Origin of the sequence: Streptomyces geranii (genome assembly GCF_002954775.1) — a bacterium.
GTDB classification, from domain to species: Bacteria; Actinomycetota; Actinomycetes; order Streptomycetales; family Streptomycetaceae; genus Streptomyces; species Streptomyces geranii.
In genome coordinates this window covers 11,171-26,060 of record NZ_PJME01000017.1, presented here as the reverse complement: position 1 = coordinate 26,060, position 14,890 = coordinate 11,171, and the positions used below count along the sequence as shown (strand labels likewise).

The following is a 14,890-nucleotide window of genomic DNA, read 5'->3' as shown; positions in this document are numbered from 1 at the left end:
ACAACCAGCCCCCGCTCAACTCCCCTCCCTCAACTCCCGCCCCGCAACTCCCCCTTGACCACCTTCCCGCTCGCGTTCCGAGGCAGCCCGCCCACGAACTCCACCACCCTCGGCACCTTGTAGTTCGCCATCTCCCGCCGCGCCCAGGCGATCAGGTCGTCCCCGGTCAGCGACACCCCCGGCCGCCGCACCACGAACGCCTTCCCGACCTCGCCCAACCGCCCGTCCGGTACGCCGATCACCGCCACGTCCGCCACCTCCGGATGGAGGCCAAGCAACTGCTCGATCTCCGCCGGATACGCGTTGAAGCCGCCGACGATGAACATGTCCTTGAGGCGGTCGGTGATCCGCAGATTGCCCGCGTCGTCCAGGACGCCGACATCCCCCGTCCTCAACCAGCCCTCCTCCGTGACCACTTCGGCCGTGCTCGCCGCGTCCTCGAAGTACCCGCGCATGACGTTGAAGCCCCGCACCAGCACCTCCCCGGGCTCCCCCACCAGCGCCTCCACCCGCACCTCGACACCCGGCACGGCCCGCCCGGAGGTCGACGCGATCACCTCGGCCCCGTCCCCCCGGCGGCACATCGTCACGATGCCGCTCGCCTCGGACAGGCCGTACGCCGTGAGGACCGTCGCCACGCCCAGCTCCGTACGCAGCCGTTCCACCAGCTGCAACGGCACCACCGCCGCCCCGGTCACCACCAGCCGCAGCGACGACAGGTCGTACGCCGACCGGGACGGGTGGTCCAGGACCGACTGGAGCAGGGTCGGCGGGCCGGGGAGTACCGTCACCCTCTCCGCCGCCACGTTCGCCAGTACCGTGTTGACGTTGAACACCGGCTGCGGGATCAGCGTCGCGCCCCGCATCAGGCACGCCAACACCCCTGCCTTGTAGCCGAAGGTGTGGAAGAACGGGTTCACGACCAGATAGCGGTCGCCCTCCCGCAGTCCCGCCAACTCGCACCAGATCTCGTACGCCCGCAGCGACTGCGCGTGCGTGATCACGGCCCCCTTCGGCCGCCCGGTCGTGCCCGACGTGAAGACGATGTCCGAGGGGTCCGAGCCCTTCACCGCCTCCGCCCGCGCCCGGACCACCCCCGCGTCCACTCCGTCCCCGCCCGCCAAGAAGTCCTTCCAGGTACGGAATTCAGCGGGCGCGTCCTCCCCCAGCACCACCACGTCCCGCAGCTCCGGAAGCCCCGGCAGGGGGCCCGAACCGCTGCCCTCGCCCGCCGCCCTGCGCAGGGACGCCACATACGACGTGCCCAGGAACGTGCCCGTCACGAACAGCAACTTGGCGCGGCTGCGGGCCAGTACGTACGCGGCCTCCGTCCCCTTGAAGCGCGTGTTCAGCGGTACGAGCACCGCGCCCGCCGAGACCGCGCCCAGCGCGGACACCAGCCAGTCGAGGGTGTTGGGCGCCCAGATCGCCACCCGGTCCCCGGCCGCCACCCCGTTCGCGACGCACGCAGCCGCCGCGTGCTCCACCCGCGCGCCCAACTCCGCGTACGAGACCCGCGTACGGCCGTCCACGACCGCCTCGGTGTCGCCGTACCGGTCGGCCGCCGCCCGGACCAGTCCCGGAATGCTGCCCCACTCCACGTCACCGCGCACGGCCGGCCTCCCCGACAACATCCCCGAACACAAGAGCTGACTGACCGTCAGATTAGCTGTAACCTGACGCTCTGTCAGCAGCCAGCCGGGCTCTCGCGCGGAGGTGCGTGCACAGCTATGGCCATTACCGCCGGGATCAAGGACGCCACCGCCATCGCCGGAATCGGGCAGACCGCCTTCGCCCGCCAACTCCCGGAGAGCGAGCGGACCTTGGCGTGCCGGGCGATCCTCGCCGCGCTCGACGACGCGGGCATCGCCCCCGCCGAGGTCGACGCCCTCGCCTCCTTCACCATGGAGGAGACCGACGAGGTCGAGGTCGCCAAGGCGCTCGGGCTCGGCGACCTCACCTTCTTCTCCAAGGTCGGCTACGGCGGCGGCGGTTCCTGCGCCACCGTCGCCCATCTCGCCGCCGCCATCGCCTCCGGGCAGGCCACGGTCGGGGTCGCCTGGCGGTCGCGGAAGAGGGGCAGCGGTCCCAGGCCTTGGAAGAACACGGCCGTCCAACTCCCCACGCCCGCCCAGTGGACCCGGCCCTTCGGGCTGCTGCGGCCCGCCGACGAGATCGCCATGCTCACCCGCCGCCACATGCACGAGTACGGCACGACCCGCGACCACCTCTTCAACGTCGCCCTCGCCTGCCGCAACCGCGCCAACCAGAACCCGGCCGCGATCATGTACGACCGTCCGCTCACCCGCGAGATGTACATGACCTCCCGCTGGATCAGCGAACCCCTCTGCCTCTTCGACAACTGCCTGGAGACGGACGGGGCGTTGGCCTGTGTCGTCGTCTCGGCGGAACGGGCCCGGGACTGCCGGCGCACCCCCGTCTACATCCACTCCGCCGCCCAGGGACTGCCCGCCCAGCACCACGGGATGGTCAACTACTGGAACGACGACCCGCTGACCGGCCCGGCCTGGACCGCCGCCCGACACCTCTGGAAGCACGCCGACTTCACCCCGGAGGACGTGCAAGTCGCCCAGATCTACGACGCGTTCACCGCCCTCATCCCGCTCTCCCTGGAGGGCTACGGCTTCTGCGGACGCGGCGAGGGCGGCGCCTTCACCGAGGGCGGCGCCCTGGAGATCGGCGGGCGGCTGCCGATGAACACCGGCGGCGGCGGTCTCAGCGAGGCCTACGTCCATGGCTTCAACCTGATCACCGAGGGCGTACGCCAACTGCGCGGCACCAGCACCGCCCAGGTCCCCGGGGCCGGCACCTGCCTGGTCACCGCGGGCGAGGGCGTACCGACCTCGGCCCTGCTCCTGCGTAACTGACTGACGTGGTGGAAACGAGGAGTTGAGTGATGCTGACCCCTGTCGTGGACGACGACGGCGCCCCCTTCTGGGGATACGCCGCCCAGGGCGAACTCCGCGTCCAGACCTGCGCCGACTGCGAGGAACCCCGCTTCCCGCCCCGCCCCTGCTGCCCGCACTGCCAGTCCTTTGCGAGCGAGTGGCGTCAGGTCAGCGGACGCGGACGCGTCTGGTCGTACGTCGTCCCGCATCCGCCGCTCCTGCCGGAGTACGCCGAGCTGGCCCCGTACAACGTGATCCTCGTCGAGCTGGCGGACGCCCCGCGCATCCGGCTCGTCGGCAATCTGGTCACCGGGCCCGACGCGCCCCTCAACTCCCTCTCCCCGGACCGCATTCGGATCGGCGCCCGGGTGCAAGTGGTCTTCTCGGGCGACGGGCTGCCGCAGTGGATGCTGGAGCGCCCGTGAGCCTGGGGATCGTCACCGACAAGGACACCGGGGTCGCCGTCGTCACCCTCGACCGGCCGGCGAGACTCAACGCCGTCGACCTCGCCACCGCCGCCGAACTGGCCGCCGCCTGGCGGGAGCTGCGGTTCGACGACACCGTACGGGCGATCGTCCTCACCGGAGCCGGTGAGCGCGCCTTCTGCACGGGGCTCGACCGCACCGCGACCGTGCCGCAGCCCAACTCCCCCTACATGGTGGACGATCCGCTCGAAAACATCGGCCCGAAGGCCAACGGCCTCTGGAAACCGGTGATCGCCGCCGTGAACGGCATGGCCTGCGGCGGCGCCTTCTACCTGCTCTCCGAGTCGGAGTTCGTCGTCGCCGACCCGGCCGCGACCTTCTTCGACCCGCACACCACCTACGGCATGGTCAGCGCCTACGAGTCGATGGGGATGGCGCAGCGGATGCCGTACGGGGAGATCGCCCGCATGGCGCTGATGGGGACCGCCGAGCGGGTGTCGGCCGCGCGGGCGTACCAGATCGGCCTGGTCAGTGAAGTCAGCGCGCCCGGTGGGGTGTTGGCGGCCTCCGTGGAGTGTGCGCGGGTGATCGCGTCGTATCCGCCGGAGGGGGTGCAGGGGACGGTCCGGGCGGTGTGGGCGGCGAAGGAGGCGGCCCGTGCGCACGCCCTCGCGTTCGCCCCGCATCTCGTCCGGCTCGGCAACCTGCCCGGGGACCGGCAGGCGGAACTCTTCGCCTCCAGGACCCCGGATTTCCGGTTGCGATAGCAACACATACCCTTTGCTTCATGGCTGAACAAGACATGGTGGCCGGACAAGACATGGTGGCCGGACAGGACACGACGGTTGGGCCCGGCACGGTGATCGAGCACCGCATGGTGGACGTGAACGGCATCCGGCTGCACATCGCGGAGGCGGGCGAGGGCCCGCTCGTCGTGCTGCTGCACGGATTCCCCGAGTCCTGGCACTCCTGGCGCCACCAGTTCGGCCCGCTGGCCGCCGCCGGGTTCCGCGTCGTCGCCCCCGACCAGCGCGGCTACGGCCGCAGCGACCGCCCCGAGGACGTGTCCGCGTACAGCATCCTGCACCTGGTCGGGGACGTGGTCGGGCTGATCCACGCGCTCGGCGAGGAGACGGCGTACGTCGTCGGGCACGACTGGGGGGCGCCGGTGGCCTGGCACACCGCGCTGCTGCGGCCGGACGTCGTGCGCGGGGTGGCCGGGCTGAGCGTGCCGCCGCCGTTCCGGGGCACACGGCGTCCGCTGGGCGCGATGGAGGAGCGGTTCGGCGGCCGTTTCTACTGGAACTACTTCAACCTGCCCGGCGTCGCCGACGCCGAACTCGACCGCGACCCGCGCCTCACCCTCCGCAAGGCCCTGTACGCCGCCTCGGGCGACGGCCCCGACGCGGGCTCCGGCAAGCAGCCGCTGGTCGAGCACGGCCAGGGCTGGCTGGACACGATGCCCGACCCGGAGGAACTCCCGGCCTGGCTCACCGAGGCGGACCTCGACCACCTCACCGAGAGCTTCGCGGGCGGCTTCACCGGTGCCCTCAACTGGTACCGCAACATCGACCGCAACTGGGAGCTGACGGCGGCCTGGCACGGCGCGGTGGTCAGCCCGCCCGCGCTGTACGTGTACGGCGACCGGGACCTCGTACCGGCCTTCCCCGGCACACCCGAACTCATCGAGCGGCTCCCGCAGTTGATGCCCAACCTGCGGCGCCCGCCGGTGGTGCTGGCGGGCTGCGGGCACTGGACGCAGCAGGAGCGCCCGGACGAGGTGAACGCGGAACTGATCGCGTTCCTGGGCGAGTTGAGGGACGCGGACAAGTAGCGGGTATGGGGAGGGGGTTGGCGCCCCTCTCCCCACACCCGCACTCTCAACTCCCACCTCCTCACTCCCACCTCCTCACTCCCACCTCCTCACTCCCATCTCCTCACTCCCATCTCCTCTCCCACTCCGGCGACTTTGCCATCTCTTTACAACCTGCTCCCGGGCCGCCTCGTCTCTTCGCACGATCCGTCACTTCCGGACGGACCGACGAAAGAGAGCGAATCCATGCGCCGTACCGTGCGCCGCACCGTCCTCAGCGCCGTGGCCCTCGCGGCCACCGCCGTACTCGCGGGCACCGGGCCCGCGTTCGCCGACGGCAGCAGCCCGACCCCGGTCGCCAGCACCGCGCCGACCGACGCCACCCCGGCCCCGAGCGCCGAGCCGACCCAGATGCCCGCCGAGGAGGCCAGCCCGGCGCCCAGCACGGCACCCACCACCGACGTCCAGGAGCCGGCCCAGGTCTCCGAGGTCCCGAAGGGCGCCGCAGGCACCGGGGTCACGCCGCAGTCGTCCGACTCCGGGACGCCGGGGACGCTGATCGGCGGGGGCGCCGCCGCCGCGTTCGCCGTGGCCGGCGCGGCCGTGTTCGTCGTACGCCGCCGGCGGGCGACCGGGGCGTGACCGTGCTCTCCAGGCGGGCCTTCGGGACAGCGGCCACGGCGGCTGCGGCCTCGCTGCTGGTGGGCTGCTCCTCCGGCGGCGACGGCGTACGGGTCACCGGGACCGCGCAGCCCGGCACCACCACGCCACCACCACCTTCGGCTTCCGCCTCCACCAACACCTCCGCCAAGTCGGTGCGGGCGGTGGGCCGTTCGGCTCCGGTCCGGCTGCGGATACCCGCCATCGGGGTCGACACCCCGGTCATGCGGCTGGGGTTGGCCGCCGACGGCAGCGTGGAGGTTCCGCCGGTCGCCGATCACGACCTGGCGGGCTGGTACGAGCACTCGCCGACGCCGGGCATGACCGGACCGTCGGTGATCCTCGGGCACGTCACGGTCGGCGCGTACGGGGACGGCGTCTTCCACGACCTCGCGCGGCTGCGCCGGGGCGAGAGGATCACGGCGCGTCTGGAGAACGGCACGGAGACGGAGTTCACGGTGACCTCGCTGCGTACGGTGGCCAAGGCCGACTTCCCGACGGAGGACGTGTACGGGAACGTGAGCCGCCCCGAGCTGCGGCTCATCACCTGCGGCGGCCCGCGCGACGCGAACGGCTACCTCGACAACGTGATCGTCTTCGCGGCGCTGACGTCCTCGACGCGCCCGTGACCGTACCCGCACAGAAAGGATGGCGGGCCGGCGGAACGTACGCCGCCGACCCGCCGTCCTCCCCCACGACCGCCGCACCGGTGGCAGCAGGTCGTCCAGCACCATGGAGAGCGTTGAAACGGTCCCGCGACAAGGCAGCGTCCGAGCTGTTCGCCGCCCTCTATCCGCGCCTGGCCGGCTGGTGCCGCCGGCTCGTCGACGACGACGAGACGGCCCACGAGATCGCCTCGGAGGCGTTCACGCGCCTGTGGGCGCGCTGGACGACGGTGGAGGAGCCGCGCGGCTTCCTCTATGTGACGGCGGCCAACATCGTCCGGGACCACTGGCGCAAGACGGAACGCGAACGCAGGGCGATGCGGCACGTGACTACGGAGGCGGCGCTGCGCCCGCACGCCGACCCGGCGGACCCGTCCATCCGCATGCTGGTCCAGTCGCTGCCGGAGCGACTGCGCGTCCCGATCCTCCTGCACTACTACGCTGATATGCCGATCCGGGACGTGTCCGCGCTGACCGGACGCAAGGAAGGAACCGTCAAGGCCGACCTCCACGCGGCCCGAGAACTGCTCCGCGCCCACTTGAGGAAGAGCCTTGACCACACGCTTTGACGACGAAGACGAGGGCGACGCCCGGGAGTTCGGCCTACCGGGCACCGGCCCCGCCCAAGACCCCGACGATCCGCTCCTCGTCCTCCTCGGCCCCGCCCCCGCCTATCTGGGCGCACCCCCGGGCCGCTTCGAGGAGATCCGCCGCACCGCGACCCGTCGCCGCCGAGTCCGTACGGCGGCCGGAGTGGGCGTGGCCTGCGCGGTCGCCGCGCTCATCGCGCTCCCCCTCGGCCTGACGTCGTCGTCCCAGAACCCCCGCTCTCCTACGATCCCCATGGCCCCGCCCGTCTCGACCGCCCCGGCGACCCCCGACCCGTCGCCGTCCCCGTCCCGGTCGGCGTACCCCGCTCCGGCCACCGCCGTCCCCTCGGGCGGTCCCGCCGAGGAACCCACGGAGGAGTCGACGCAGGGCCAGGCCGAGGAACCCGCCACGGACCCCACCGGGGCATCCCTCGCCTCGCCCGACCAGGCCCCCACGGCCACCCCGGAGGCCACGACGGGGGCGAGCGAGGCGGAGGTGGCTCCGACGCCGACGCCGACGCCGAGCCAGGACTCGCCGGTCACCGAGTCGGTCGACACCCTGGAGCCGTAGCCCACCTCCCCCAGCCCTTCCCCCTCTCCCTTACAAGTCGGCGCGTGGCAGCCGTCCGGTGCGGGCGAGGCCGCCGAGCCAGGCCGCGGAGGGCTTGGGGGTGCGTACGAAGGTGTCGGGGTCCACGGCGATGAGGCCGAAGGTGGGCCGGTAGGAGCCCCATTCGTAGTTGTCGAGGGCGCTCCAGGCGAGGTAGCCGTGGATGTCGAGGCCGTCCTCCAGGGCGGCGGCGACGGCGGTGAGAGCGCCGGTGTAGTAGGCGACACGGCGGCTGTCGTCGGCGGTGGCGATGCCGTTCTCGGTGACGATGAGCGGGACGTCGCCGACGAGGGCGGCGGTGTGGCGCAGGGCGTGACCGGTGGCCTCGGGGTAGAACTCCCAGCCGGTGAGGGTGAGTTCGGCGTCGGGAGGGGCTGGCAGCGGGCCGTCCGCGCCGATCCTCGTACGGGTGTAGGACTGGACGCCGATCCAGTCGTCGTCGCGGGCGGCCTCGATGAAGACGTCCTCGCGGGGGTGGCTGTAGGCGGCGGTCGCGGCTTCGGCGCCGGGCAGTGCCTGGTAGACCTGGTTGGCGACGGACCAGCCGACCTGGAGGTCGGGGGAGATCGACTTCAGCGCCGTCCGCGCCCGGTGGTGGGCCTCGATCAGCGCGTCGGTGGTCGGTTCGTCGAGGAGCGGGATGCCCGCGACGGGGGCGACCTCGGTGCCCAGCTCGCGGAAGGCGACGGCCAGGGCGATCATGTTGGGCTCGTTGATGGTGCAGACGTGACGGACGCCGGTGGCGATGATCGGCGCGGTGGCCCGTACGTAGCGTTCGAAGAGGTCGATCGCGCCCTCGGCCGTCCAGCCGCCGCGCTCGGCGAACCAGTGCGGCACGGTGAAGTGGTGCAGGGTGACCATGGGACGCAGCCCGCGCTCCAACGCCCCTTCGACCATACGGCGGTAGTGGGCGATCTCCGCCTTCGAGAAGCGGCCGGGGGCCGGTTCGACACGCGCCCACTCGATGCTGAACCGGTAGTCGGTGAAGCCCAGTCGGGCGAGCAGGTCCATGTCCTCGCGCCAGCGGTGGTAGCTGTCGCAGGCGTCGCCGCTGGGTTCCGGGAGCGTGGTGTCCGGGGCGTGTTCCCGGTGCCACCAGTCGCTGTTGACGTTGTTCCCCTCGATCTGGTGGGCGGCGGTGGAGGCCCCCCAGAGGAAGCCGTCGGGGAAGGGGAAGGAGAAGGGGAGACCGGCGGGGGTCGTTTCCATGGCGGAGCCTTTCAACTCGCGGCGTTTCGACTCGTGGCCCATCAACTCGTGGCCGGACCCGGCCATACGGCGGACGCGTCGTCGCGGTCGGGGTCGGGCAGCCGGACCGGGCGGACCGGGACGGTGCGGGTGTGTCCGTCCGTCACCGCCGTCCAGGGGGCGGGCCGGCCCGAGTAGCACAGGGCGGTCAGGACGAAGACGCCGTCCGCGTAGACCTCGACGTACTCGCCGACCGTGAGGACGCGCAGGGCGGTCGCGGGCTCGGGCAGGACGGTCTCGCCCAGGGGCGTGCCCGTGGGGCCGGTGATCCAGAGGTTCTTGCCGTCGCAGCCGACGACCAGGGCGGGGCTGCCGTCGTCGCCGGTGCGCAGGGTGACCTCCACCCGCCCGGCGACGTCGATGTCCCCGACCGCGTGCGGCGCGGGCTCCGTCGTCTCGGGCAGCAGCCAGGCGTCGAGGCCGGACCACCACTCCAGGCGGGGCGCCGAATCCCCGTCCACGACAAGGGACTTGGGCTGCGCGAGCATTCCCCGGCAGCGTTCCCCGGTGTCGGTGAGGCCGACCTGGCGGGGTGTGGTGTGCAGGACGACGCGGGTGCCGTCGGGGGCGGCGACGACCCGGGGTGCGTAGGAGCCGGTCGGGCCGAGGGGACCGCGTCGGGTCCAGGGGCCGCGCAGGGCCGGTGCCGTCCACGACTCGAAGCCGCGCGTGGCGCCGATGGAGCCGAGCAGCAGCCAGCCGCCGTCGTCGAGGCGCTCCAGGACCGGGCACTCCAACTCGTCGACGTCACCGGGTGAGATGAGCGGCGGATGGACGGTCCAGTGCTCCAGATCGGTGGAGGTCGCCAGGGCCACGCAACCGCTGACCTCGACCGGGAGGGAGGCGTCGCTCGCGCAGATCACCATCGCCCAGCCGCCCGCCCCTCCCGACTCTCCCGTCCCGTCCGTCCCGTCAGCGTCGTCGCGTACGACGAACGGGTCGCGCCAGCCCATCCGTTCCCCGGTGCGGTACCAGCGCGGGTCCGCCTCGACAACCGGCCCGGTGCCGTGCCGCCGCCAGCCGGTGCCGTCGGTGCGGTCGGAGTACGCCAGGCCGACCGACTGCAACGGCCAGCCGTCCGGCGTCAGTCCGCTCACGCCCGTGTAGAACATCGCCGATCCGTCGCCGTGCCGCAGCGGGTGCATAGTCCACACCGCCTGCTGGTCGAAGCGGCCGGGCAGACCGACCCCGAAGGCGGTGCCCTGCGGCTGCCAGGCGACCAGGTCGGTGGAGGTCGCCCGGCCGAAGGAGGTCTCCATCCGCAGATGGTCGAACTCGGCCGTCCAGGGCCCCTGCAGATGCAGCACCGCGTACGTGCCGTCCGCGTCGTCCCGCAGGACGGCGAAGTCGTTCACGCAGAGGCCGGGCGGGGCGTATCGCATACGCGGTTCCTGTCGCTCCACAGCGCCCAAACGCATGCGCTGTTGCCGGATAACAAAAGGGTCTCCTGAGAATCGGCCCAAGTAAATATGAACGCAAACGCTTGCGCAACAGCATGGGCGGGTCTACGGTCACGTCACCCACAGATCACATCGATGTGACATCAACGGGAGGTATCCGCCGTGACGGCCAGCATCACCGACGTCGCCCGTGCCGCCGGAGTCTCGGCGTCCACCGTGTCCCGCGCGCTGCGCGGCCGGCCGGGGGTGTCGGAGGAGGTACGGGCGCAGATCGCGGCCCTCGCCTCCCAGCTCGGCTACACCGCCTCGCGCTCCGCGTCCAGCCTGGCCAGCGGGCGCACGTACACGATCGGGGTCGTGGTCCCGTACGTGGGCCGCTGGTTCTTCGGCACCGTGCTGGACGCCGCCGAGCGCGAGTTCAGCGCCGCCGGGTACGACGTCCTGCTGTACAACCTGGGCTCGCCGGAGACACGCAAGCGTTTCTTCACCAAGCTGCCGGTGCGCAAGCGGGTGGACGCGGTGCTGTCGCTCCTCATCCCCGACGAGGCGGAGTCGGCCGCGCTGCGCTCACTGGGCGTGCCGCTGGCCAGCACGGTCGGCGGCGCCCGGCCCGGCTTCACCGTCGTCGGCATCGACGACCGGGCCGGCACCGAGAGCGCCGTACGGCATCTGGTGAACCTGGGCCACCGCAGGATCGGCATGATCAGCGGCTCCAGCGGCCCGCTGCACTGGACGACGCCCGTCGAGCGCCGCAACGCCTACCTGGACGTCCTGGCCGACGCCGGGATCGCGCACGATCCGGCGCTGGAGGCGGACGGTGACTACACCGTCGACGGCGGTGAGCGGGCGATGACCGAGCTGCTGGCCGCCGCCCGGCCGCCGACGGCCGTGTTCGCGCAGTCCGACGAGATGGCGATGGGCGCGCTGCGCGCCCTGCGCAGGCACCGGCTGAAGGTGCCGGACGACGTGTCCGTCGTCGGCTTCGACGACCACGAACTCTCCGACGTGGTCGGCCTGACCACTGTCGCCCAGCCGGTCGCCCGGCAGGGCGCGGAAGCCGCCCGCCTGCTCCTGCGTCAGCTCGACGAGCCCGAGGCCGACCCGCCCGCCGGGCAGGTGCGGATGCCCATCCGCCTCGTCCTGCGTGAGACCACGGCCCCGCCGAGCCCGCGCGGCCCGCAGTAACCCCACCGAGCCCCACCCAGTCCGACCGAACCCCACAGACACGTCAGCACGTCGAAACCCTCGCCAGCACGGAGGCACAGCCATGAGCGCGACCAGCAGAAAGTACCGCCGCATCGCCTGTACGGGCCTGGCGCTCGCGCCCCTGGTGGCGCTGGCCGCCTGCGGTGGCTCGGGCGGCGGCACGGACACCTCCGCCGAGGCGGGCAGCGGCAAGGGCACGATCAGTGTCTGGGCCCACCAGGGCCAGAAGAGCGAGGCCGCCGCGCTGCAGAACGCGGTGAAGTCCTTCAACTCCTCGCAGAGCGCGGTCAAGGTCGACCTGAAGCTGATCCCCGAGGCCGACTACACCAAGACCATCACCGCGACCAGCGCCTCCGACCTGCCGGACGTGATGGAGTTCGACGGCCCGACGATGGCGAACTTCGTCTACAACAAGAAGCTCGCCCCGATCGACGACTACGTCTCCTCCGCGACGATGGGCAACGCCACCGACGCGAGCAAGGCGCAGGGCGAGATCGACGGCAAGCACTACGGCCTGGGCATGTTCGACTCCGGGCTCGGGATCTACGGCAACAAGAAGCTGCTGGACGCGGCCGGGGTGAAGTACCCGACGGGCCTGTCCGACGACTGGACGGCGGCGCAGTTCACCGCCGCGCTCAAGGCGCTGCAGGCCAAGGACTCCGACGGCAAGACCCTCGACCTCCAGGAGACCGGCGGCTACGCCAACGAGTGGGGCACGTACGGCTTCGCCCCGATCGTCTGGTCGGCGGGCGGTTCCCTCCTCAAGGACGGCAAGGCGGAGGGCGCCCTCGACACCCCGGCCGTGGTCTCGGCCCTGAAGACCTTCCAGTCCTGGAAGACGTACGTCGACCCGAACACCGACGGCAACGCCTTCGCCAAGGGCCGGGTCGCCCTGAGCTGGGTCGGCCACTGGATGTACCCGGCCTACAGCGAGGCCCTCGGTGACGACCTCGTCGTCCTGCCGCTGCCCGACTTCGGCAACGGCCCCAAGACCGGCCAGGGCTCCTGGGCCTGGGGCATCGGCGCCGACAGCAAGAACGCGAAGGCCGCCGGTACGTTCCTGGACACCCTCCTGGACGACACCAACGTCACGGCGATGACGGCGGCCAACGGAGCGGTGCCGGCGACGAAGACAGCGCTGGCGAAGAGCGAGCTGTACAAGCAGGGCGGCCCGCTCCAGCTCTACTCCGACCAGCTGGCCAAGCCGTGCGGCGACACCGACATCACCAAGTCCTGTGTGGCGGTGACCCGTCCGGTGACCGCCGGATACCCGGTCGTCACCGCCAAGTTCAGCGAGGCCCTCAACTCGATCTATGGCGGCGCCGACCCCAAGAGCGCCCTGGAGAAGGCCGCCCGCGCCATCGACCAGGACTTCTCCGACAACGCCGGCTACCAGATCCCGTAGGACCGTCGGCCGGGGCGGGCGCGACCGCCGCGCCCGCCCCGCCGGGAACAGGACCCACCCGTGAATTCCGTGACACCCATGAAGCCCTCGCGCCCGACGCGACCGGCGCGTACGGTACGACCGGCACGGCGGCAGGGCCGCGAGAACCGCGACTGGCTGCACGGACTGCTGATGTCCGCCCCGGCCGTCGTAGGACTCGTCGCGTTCGTCGGCGTCCCGTTCGTGTACGCCGTGGTCCTCTCCTTCTACAACGTCCGCCTCGGCTCCCCGCTCGCGCCCACCTTCTTCGGCCTGGAGCAGTACCGCCGCCTGTTCACGGACCCGGACCTCTCGGGCCCGTTCCTCCGCGCCCTGCTGAACAACCTCACCTTCGCGGTGGTCGTGGTACCCCTCCAAACAGGGCTGGCCCTGGGCCTGGCCATCCTCCTCAACCGCAAACTCAGGGCGATCGGCGTGTTCCGGTCCCTCTTCTTCCTGCCGGTCGTCTTCCCGATGGCGCTGGTCGCGGTGATCTGGCGGCTCATCCTGGCCCGCAGCGACCAGGGCATGCTCAACTCCGCGCTGCACGCGGTGAGTTTCGGCAACTGGGGCGCCTTCGACTGGCTCGGCGACGGTGCCACGGCGATGGCGTCGATCATCGTGCTGTCGGTGTGGCAGGGCGTGGGCTTCCAGATGGTCATCCTGCTGGCGGGCCTCCAGCAGATCCCGACCGAGCTGTACGAGGCGGCCCGGCTGGACCGCGCCACCGCCTGGCAGCAGTTCCGCCACGTCACCCTGCCGGGCATCCGGGGCACGCTCGTCTTCGTCGCGATGCTCACCTCGGTGCTGTCGTTCCGGGTCTTCGACCAGGTGTACGTCCTGGTCAAGGGCGGCGGCCTCGACGAGGACGCGGCCCGCACGGTGATGTACCAGGCCGTGACGACGGCCTTCGACCAGAACAACGTCGGCCAGGCAGCCGCGATCACGGTCGTCTTCTTCCTGATCGTCGTGGCCCTGACGGTCGTCCAGCGCCGTGTGGTCCGCCCAGACAACGAGGACTGATGATGCCCCGCACACCCCTGCGCCGCTTTCTCGACTACGCCGTCCTGTCCGTCCTGGCGTTCGTCTTCGCGCTGCCGGTGATCTACCTGTTCCTGGGCAGCCTCAAGCCCTCGGACGAGGTCCTGAACGGCCTCTCCGGCTTCCTCCCCACCCACCTGTCCTTCGACAACTACACAGCGGTCCTGGACAACCTCGACTCCGACAGCACCGGCTACTTCTGGCGCTTCATGGGCGTCTCACTGCTGCTGGCGTTCGTGGTGGTGACGGGCGGCCTGTTCGTCAACTCGATGGCGGCGTACGGCCTGTCGAGGCTGAAGTGGCGGGGCAGGAACGCGGTCTTCACCCTGATCCTCCTCCTGATGCTGGTCCCATTCGAGTCGGTGGCGGTCCCGCTCTTCTACATGTTCAACGACCAGCGCAACACGCTCTACATCCTGGCGCTCCCGTTCATCGCCAACGCCTTCTCGGTCTACCAGTTCCACACGTTCTTCCGCTCGATCCCGCCGAGCATCGAGGAGGCGGCCCGTATCGACGGGGCGGGCCCGTGGCGTACGTTCTTCGCGATCGTCGTCCCGATGTCGAAGCCGGCGTTCGCGTCGGTGGCGATCCTGACGTTCCTCACCCAGTGGGGCTCGTTCCTCTGGCCGGTCCTGATGGTGTCCGACCCGGCGGTCCGGCCCCTCCCCCTGGAGATGAGCGTGTTCCAGGCCCAACTCCCGCCGGACTGGGGGCAGACGCTCGCCTTCGGGGTGCTCCTGGTCCTGCCCGTGCTGATCGTCTTCCTCTTCTTCCAGCGCTGGTTCGTGCAGGGGGTGGCGAGTTCGGCGGTGAAGGGCTGAGCGGCTGAGCGGCTGAGCAGTGATGACGGAGGCGGTCGCGAGGGGGATGATAATCTCACCGACCGCATGAATTCGGGCC

At 71.4% G+C, this 14,890-nt stretch carries 15 protein-coding genes; 12 read left to right on the top strand and 3 right to left on the bottom strand.

Translation table 11 applies throughout. From position 1 onward, the window contains the following. Positions 1-29: 29 nt before the first annotated feature. Entirely contained in the window at positions 30-1,613 is a 1,584-nt protein-coding gene (locus CW359_RS22700; RefSeq protein WP_232838537.1) for a FadD3 family acyl-CoA ligase, read from the bottom strand. 117 nt (positions 1,614-1,730) lie between these two features. Between CW359_RS22700 and CW359_RS22695 the strand changes: the two genes are divergently transcribed. From CW359_RS22695 to CW359_RS22660, 8 genes are all read left to right on the top strand, one after another. Beyond that, a complete protein-coding gene (locus tag CW359_RS22695) occupies positions 1,731-2,888 on the top strand; it encodes a lipid-transfer protein (RefSeq protein WP_105971920.1) in 1,158 nt (385 codons plus the stop codon). A 29-nt stretch (positions 2,889-2,917) separates the two neighbouring features. Then, the gene (locus CW359_RS22690; RefSeq protein ID WP_105971919.1) at positions 2,918-3,334 is read left to right on the top strand and encodes a Zn-ribbon domain-containing OB-fold protein; all 417 of its coding nucleotides are present in this window, start codon (positions 2,918-2,920) and stop codon (positions 3,332-3,334) included. Next, positions 3,331-4,101: an enoyl-CoA hydratase/isomerase family protein gene (locus tag CW359_RS22685; protein WP_105971918.1), complete on the top strand. Its 771-nt coding sequence runs from the start codon at positions 3,331-3,333 to the stop codon at positions 4,099-4,101. Before CW359_RS22690 ends, CW359_RS22685 begins: the two co-directional genes overlap by 4 nt. A gap of 107 nt (positions 4,102-4,208) precedes the next feature. Then, positions 4,209-5,168 carry an alpha/beta fold hydrolase gene (locus CW359_RS22680; RefSeq protein WP_105972029.1) on the top strand — a complete coding sequence of 320 codons (960 nt, stop codon included), beginning with the start codon at positions 4,209-4,211 and terminating at the stop codon, positions 5,166-5,168. Between the two features lie 237 nt (positions 5,169-5,405). Continuing rightward, positions 5,406-5,789: an MYXO-CTERM sorting domain-containing protein gene (locus CW359_RS22675; protein WP_105972028.1), complete on the top strand. Its 384-nt coding sequence runs from the start codon at positions 5,406-5,408 to the stop codon at positions 5,787-5,789. Next, positions 5,786-6,436, top strand: coding sequence for a class F sortase (locus tag CW359_RS22670; protein WP_198655342.1), 651 nt, complete (start codon positions 5,786-5,788; stop codon positions 6,434-6,436). The genes CW359_RS22675 and CW359_RS22670 overlap by 4 nt, the downstream gene beginning before the upstream one ends. Positions 6,437-6,549: 113 nt before the next feature. Next, positions 6,550-7,041, top strand: a complete 492-nt coding sequence (locus tag CW359_RS22665; protein WP_105971917.1) for an RNA polymerase sigma factor — start codon at positions 6,550-6,552, stop codon at positions 7,039-7,041. After that, positions 7,025-7,633 carry a hypothetical protein gene (locus CW359_RS22660; RefSeq protein ID WP_198655341.1) on the top strand — a complete coding sequence of 203 codons (609 nt, stop codon included), beginning with the start codon at positions 7,025-7,027 and terminating at the stop codon, positions 7,631-7,633. Before CW359_RS22665 ends, CW359_RS22660 begins: the two co-directional genes overlap by 17 nt. 30 nt (positions 7,634-7,663) lie before the next feature. Here the strand turns inward: CW359_RS22660 and CW359_RS22655 are convergent, their stop codons facing one another. After that, positions 7,664-8,881 (bottom strand): glycoside hydrolase family 1 protein, encoded by a 1,218-nt coding sequence (locus CW359_RS22655; RefSeq protein ID WP_105972026.1) that lies wholly within the window; start codon positions 8,879-8,881, stop codon positions 7,664-7,666. 41 nt (positions 8,882-8,922) lie between these two features. Continuing rightward, a complete protein-coding gene (locus CW359_RS22650; protein ID WP_105971916.1) occupies positions 8,923-10,302 on the bottom strand; it encodes a glycoside hydrolase family protein in 1,380 nt (459 codons plus the stop codon). Between the two features lie 180 nt (positions 10,303-10,482). Between CW359_RS22650 and CW359_RS22645 the strand changes: the two genes are divergently transcribed. From CW359_RS22645 to CW359_RS22630, 4 genes are all read left to right on the top strand, one after another. Further along, positions 10,483-11,505 (top strand): LacI family DNA-binding transcriptional regulator, encoded by a 1,023-nt coding sequence (locus CW359_RS22645; protein WP_105971915.1) that lies wholly within the window; start codon positions 10,483-10,485, stop codon positions 11,503-11,505. Between the two features lie 82 nt (positions 11,506-11,587). Beyond that, positions 11,588-12,931 carry an ABC transporter substrate-binding protein gene (locus CW359_RS22640; protein ID WP_105971914.1) on the top strand — a complete coding sequence of 448 codons (1,344 nt, stop codon included), beginning with the start codon at positions 11,588-11,590 and terminating at the stop codon, positions 12,929-12,931. Positions 12,932-13,009: 78 nt separating this feature from the next. Continuing rightward, positions 13,010-13,972: a carbohydrate ABC transporter permease gene (locus tag CW359_RS22635; protein WP_198655340.1), complete on the top strand. Its 963-nt coding sequence runs from the start codon at positions 13,010-13,012 to the stop codon at positions 13,970-13,972. Continuing rightward, on the top strand, positions 13,972-14,811 hold the full coding sequence (locus tag CW359_RS22630) for a carbohydrate ABC transporter permease (protein WP_105971912.1): 840 nt from the start codon (positions 13,972-13,974) through the stop codon (positions 14,809-14,811). The genes CW359_RS22635 and CW359_RS22630 overlap by 1 nt, the downstream gene beginning before the upstream one ends. Positions 14,812-14,890 lie beyond the last annotated feature (79 nt).

What these genes read in the sequence shown, in the direction of transcription:
- CW359_RS22695 (WP_105971920.1), top strand. Translation starts at nt 1,731, where the DNA reads ATGGCCATTACCGCCGGGATCAAGGACGCCACCGCCATCGCCGGAATC.
- CW359_RS22690 (WP_105971919.1), top strand. Translation starts at nt 2,918, where the DNA reads ATGCTGACCCCTGTCGTGGACGACGACGGCGCCCCCTTCTGGGGATAC.
- CW359_RS22680 (WP_105972029.1), top strand. Translation starts at nt 4,209, where the DNA reads ATGGTGGACGTGAACGGCATCCGGCTGCACATCGCGGAGGCGGGCGAG.
- CW359_RS22655 (WP_105972026.1), bottom strand. Translation starts at nt 8,881, where the DNA reads ATGGAAACGACCCCCGCCGGTCTCCCCTTCTCCTTCCCCTTCCCCGAC.
- CW359_RS22650 (WP_105971916.1), bottom strand. Translation starts at nt 10,302, where the DNA reads ATGCGATACGCCCCGCCCGGCCTCTGCGTGAACGACTTCGCCGTCCTG.
- CW359_RS22640 (WP_105971914.1), top strand. Translation starts at nt 11,588, where the DNA reads ATGAGCGCGACCAGCAGAAAGTACCGCCGCATCGCCTGTACGGGCCTG.
- CW359_RS22635 (WP_198655340.1), top strand. Translation starts at nt 13,010, where the DNA reads ATGAAGCCCTCGCGCCCGACGCGACCGGCGCGTACGGTACGACCGGCA.
- CW359_RS22630 (WP_105971912.1), top strand. Translation starts at nt 13,972, where the DNA reads ATGATGCCCCGCACACCCCTGCGCCGCTTTCTCGACTACGCCGTCCTG.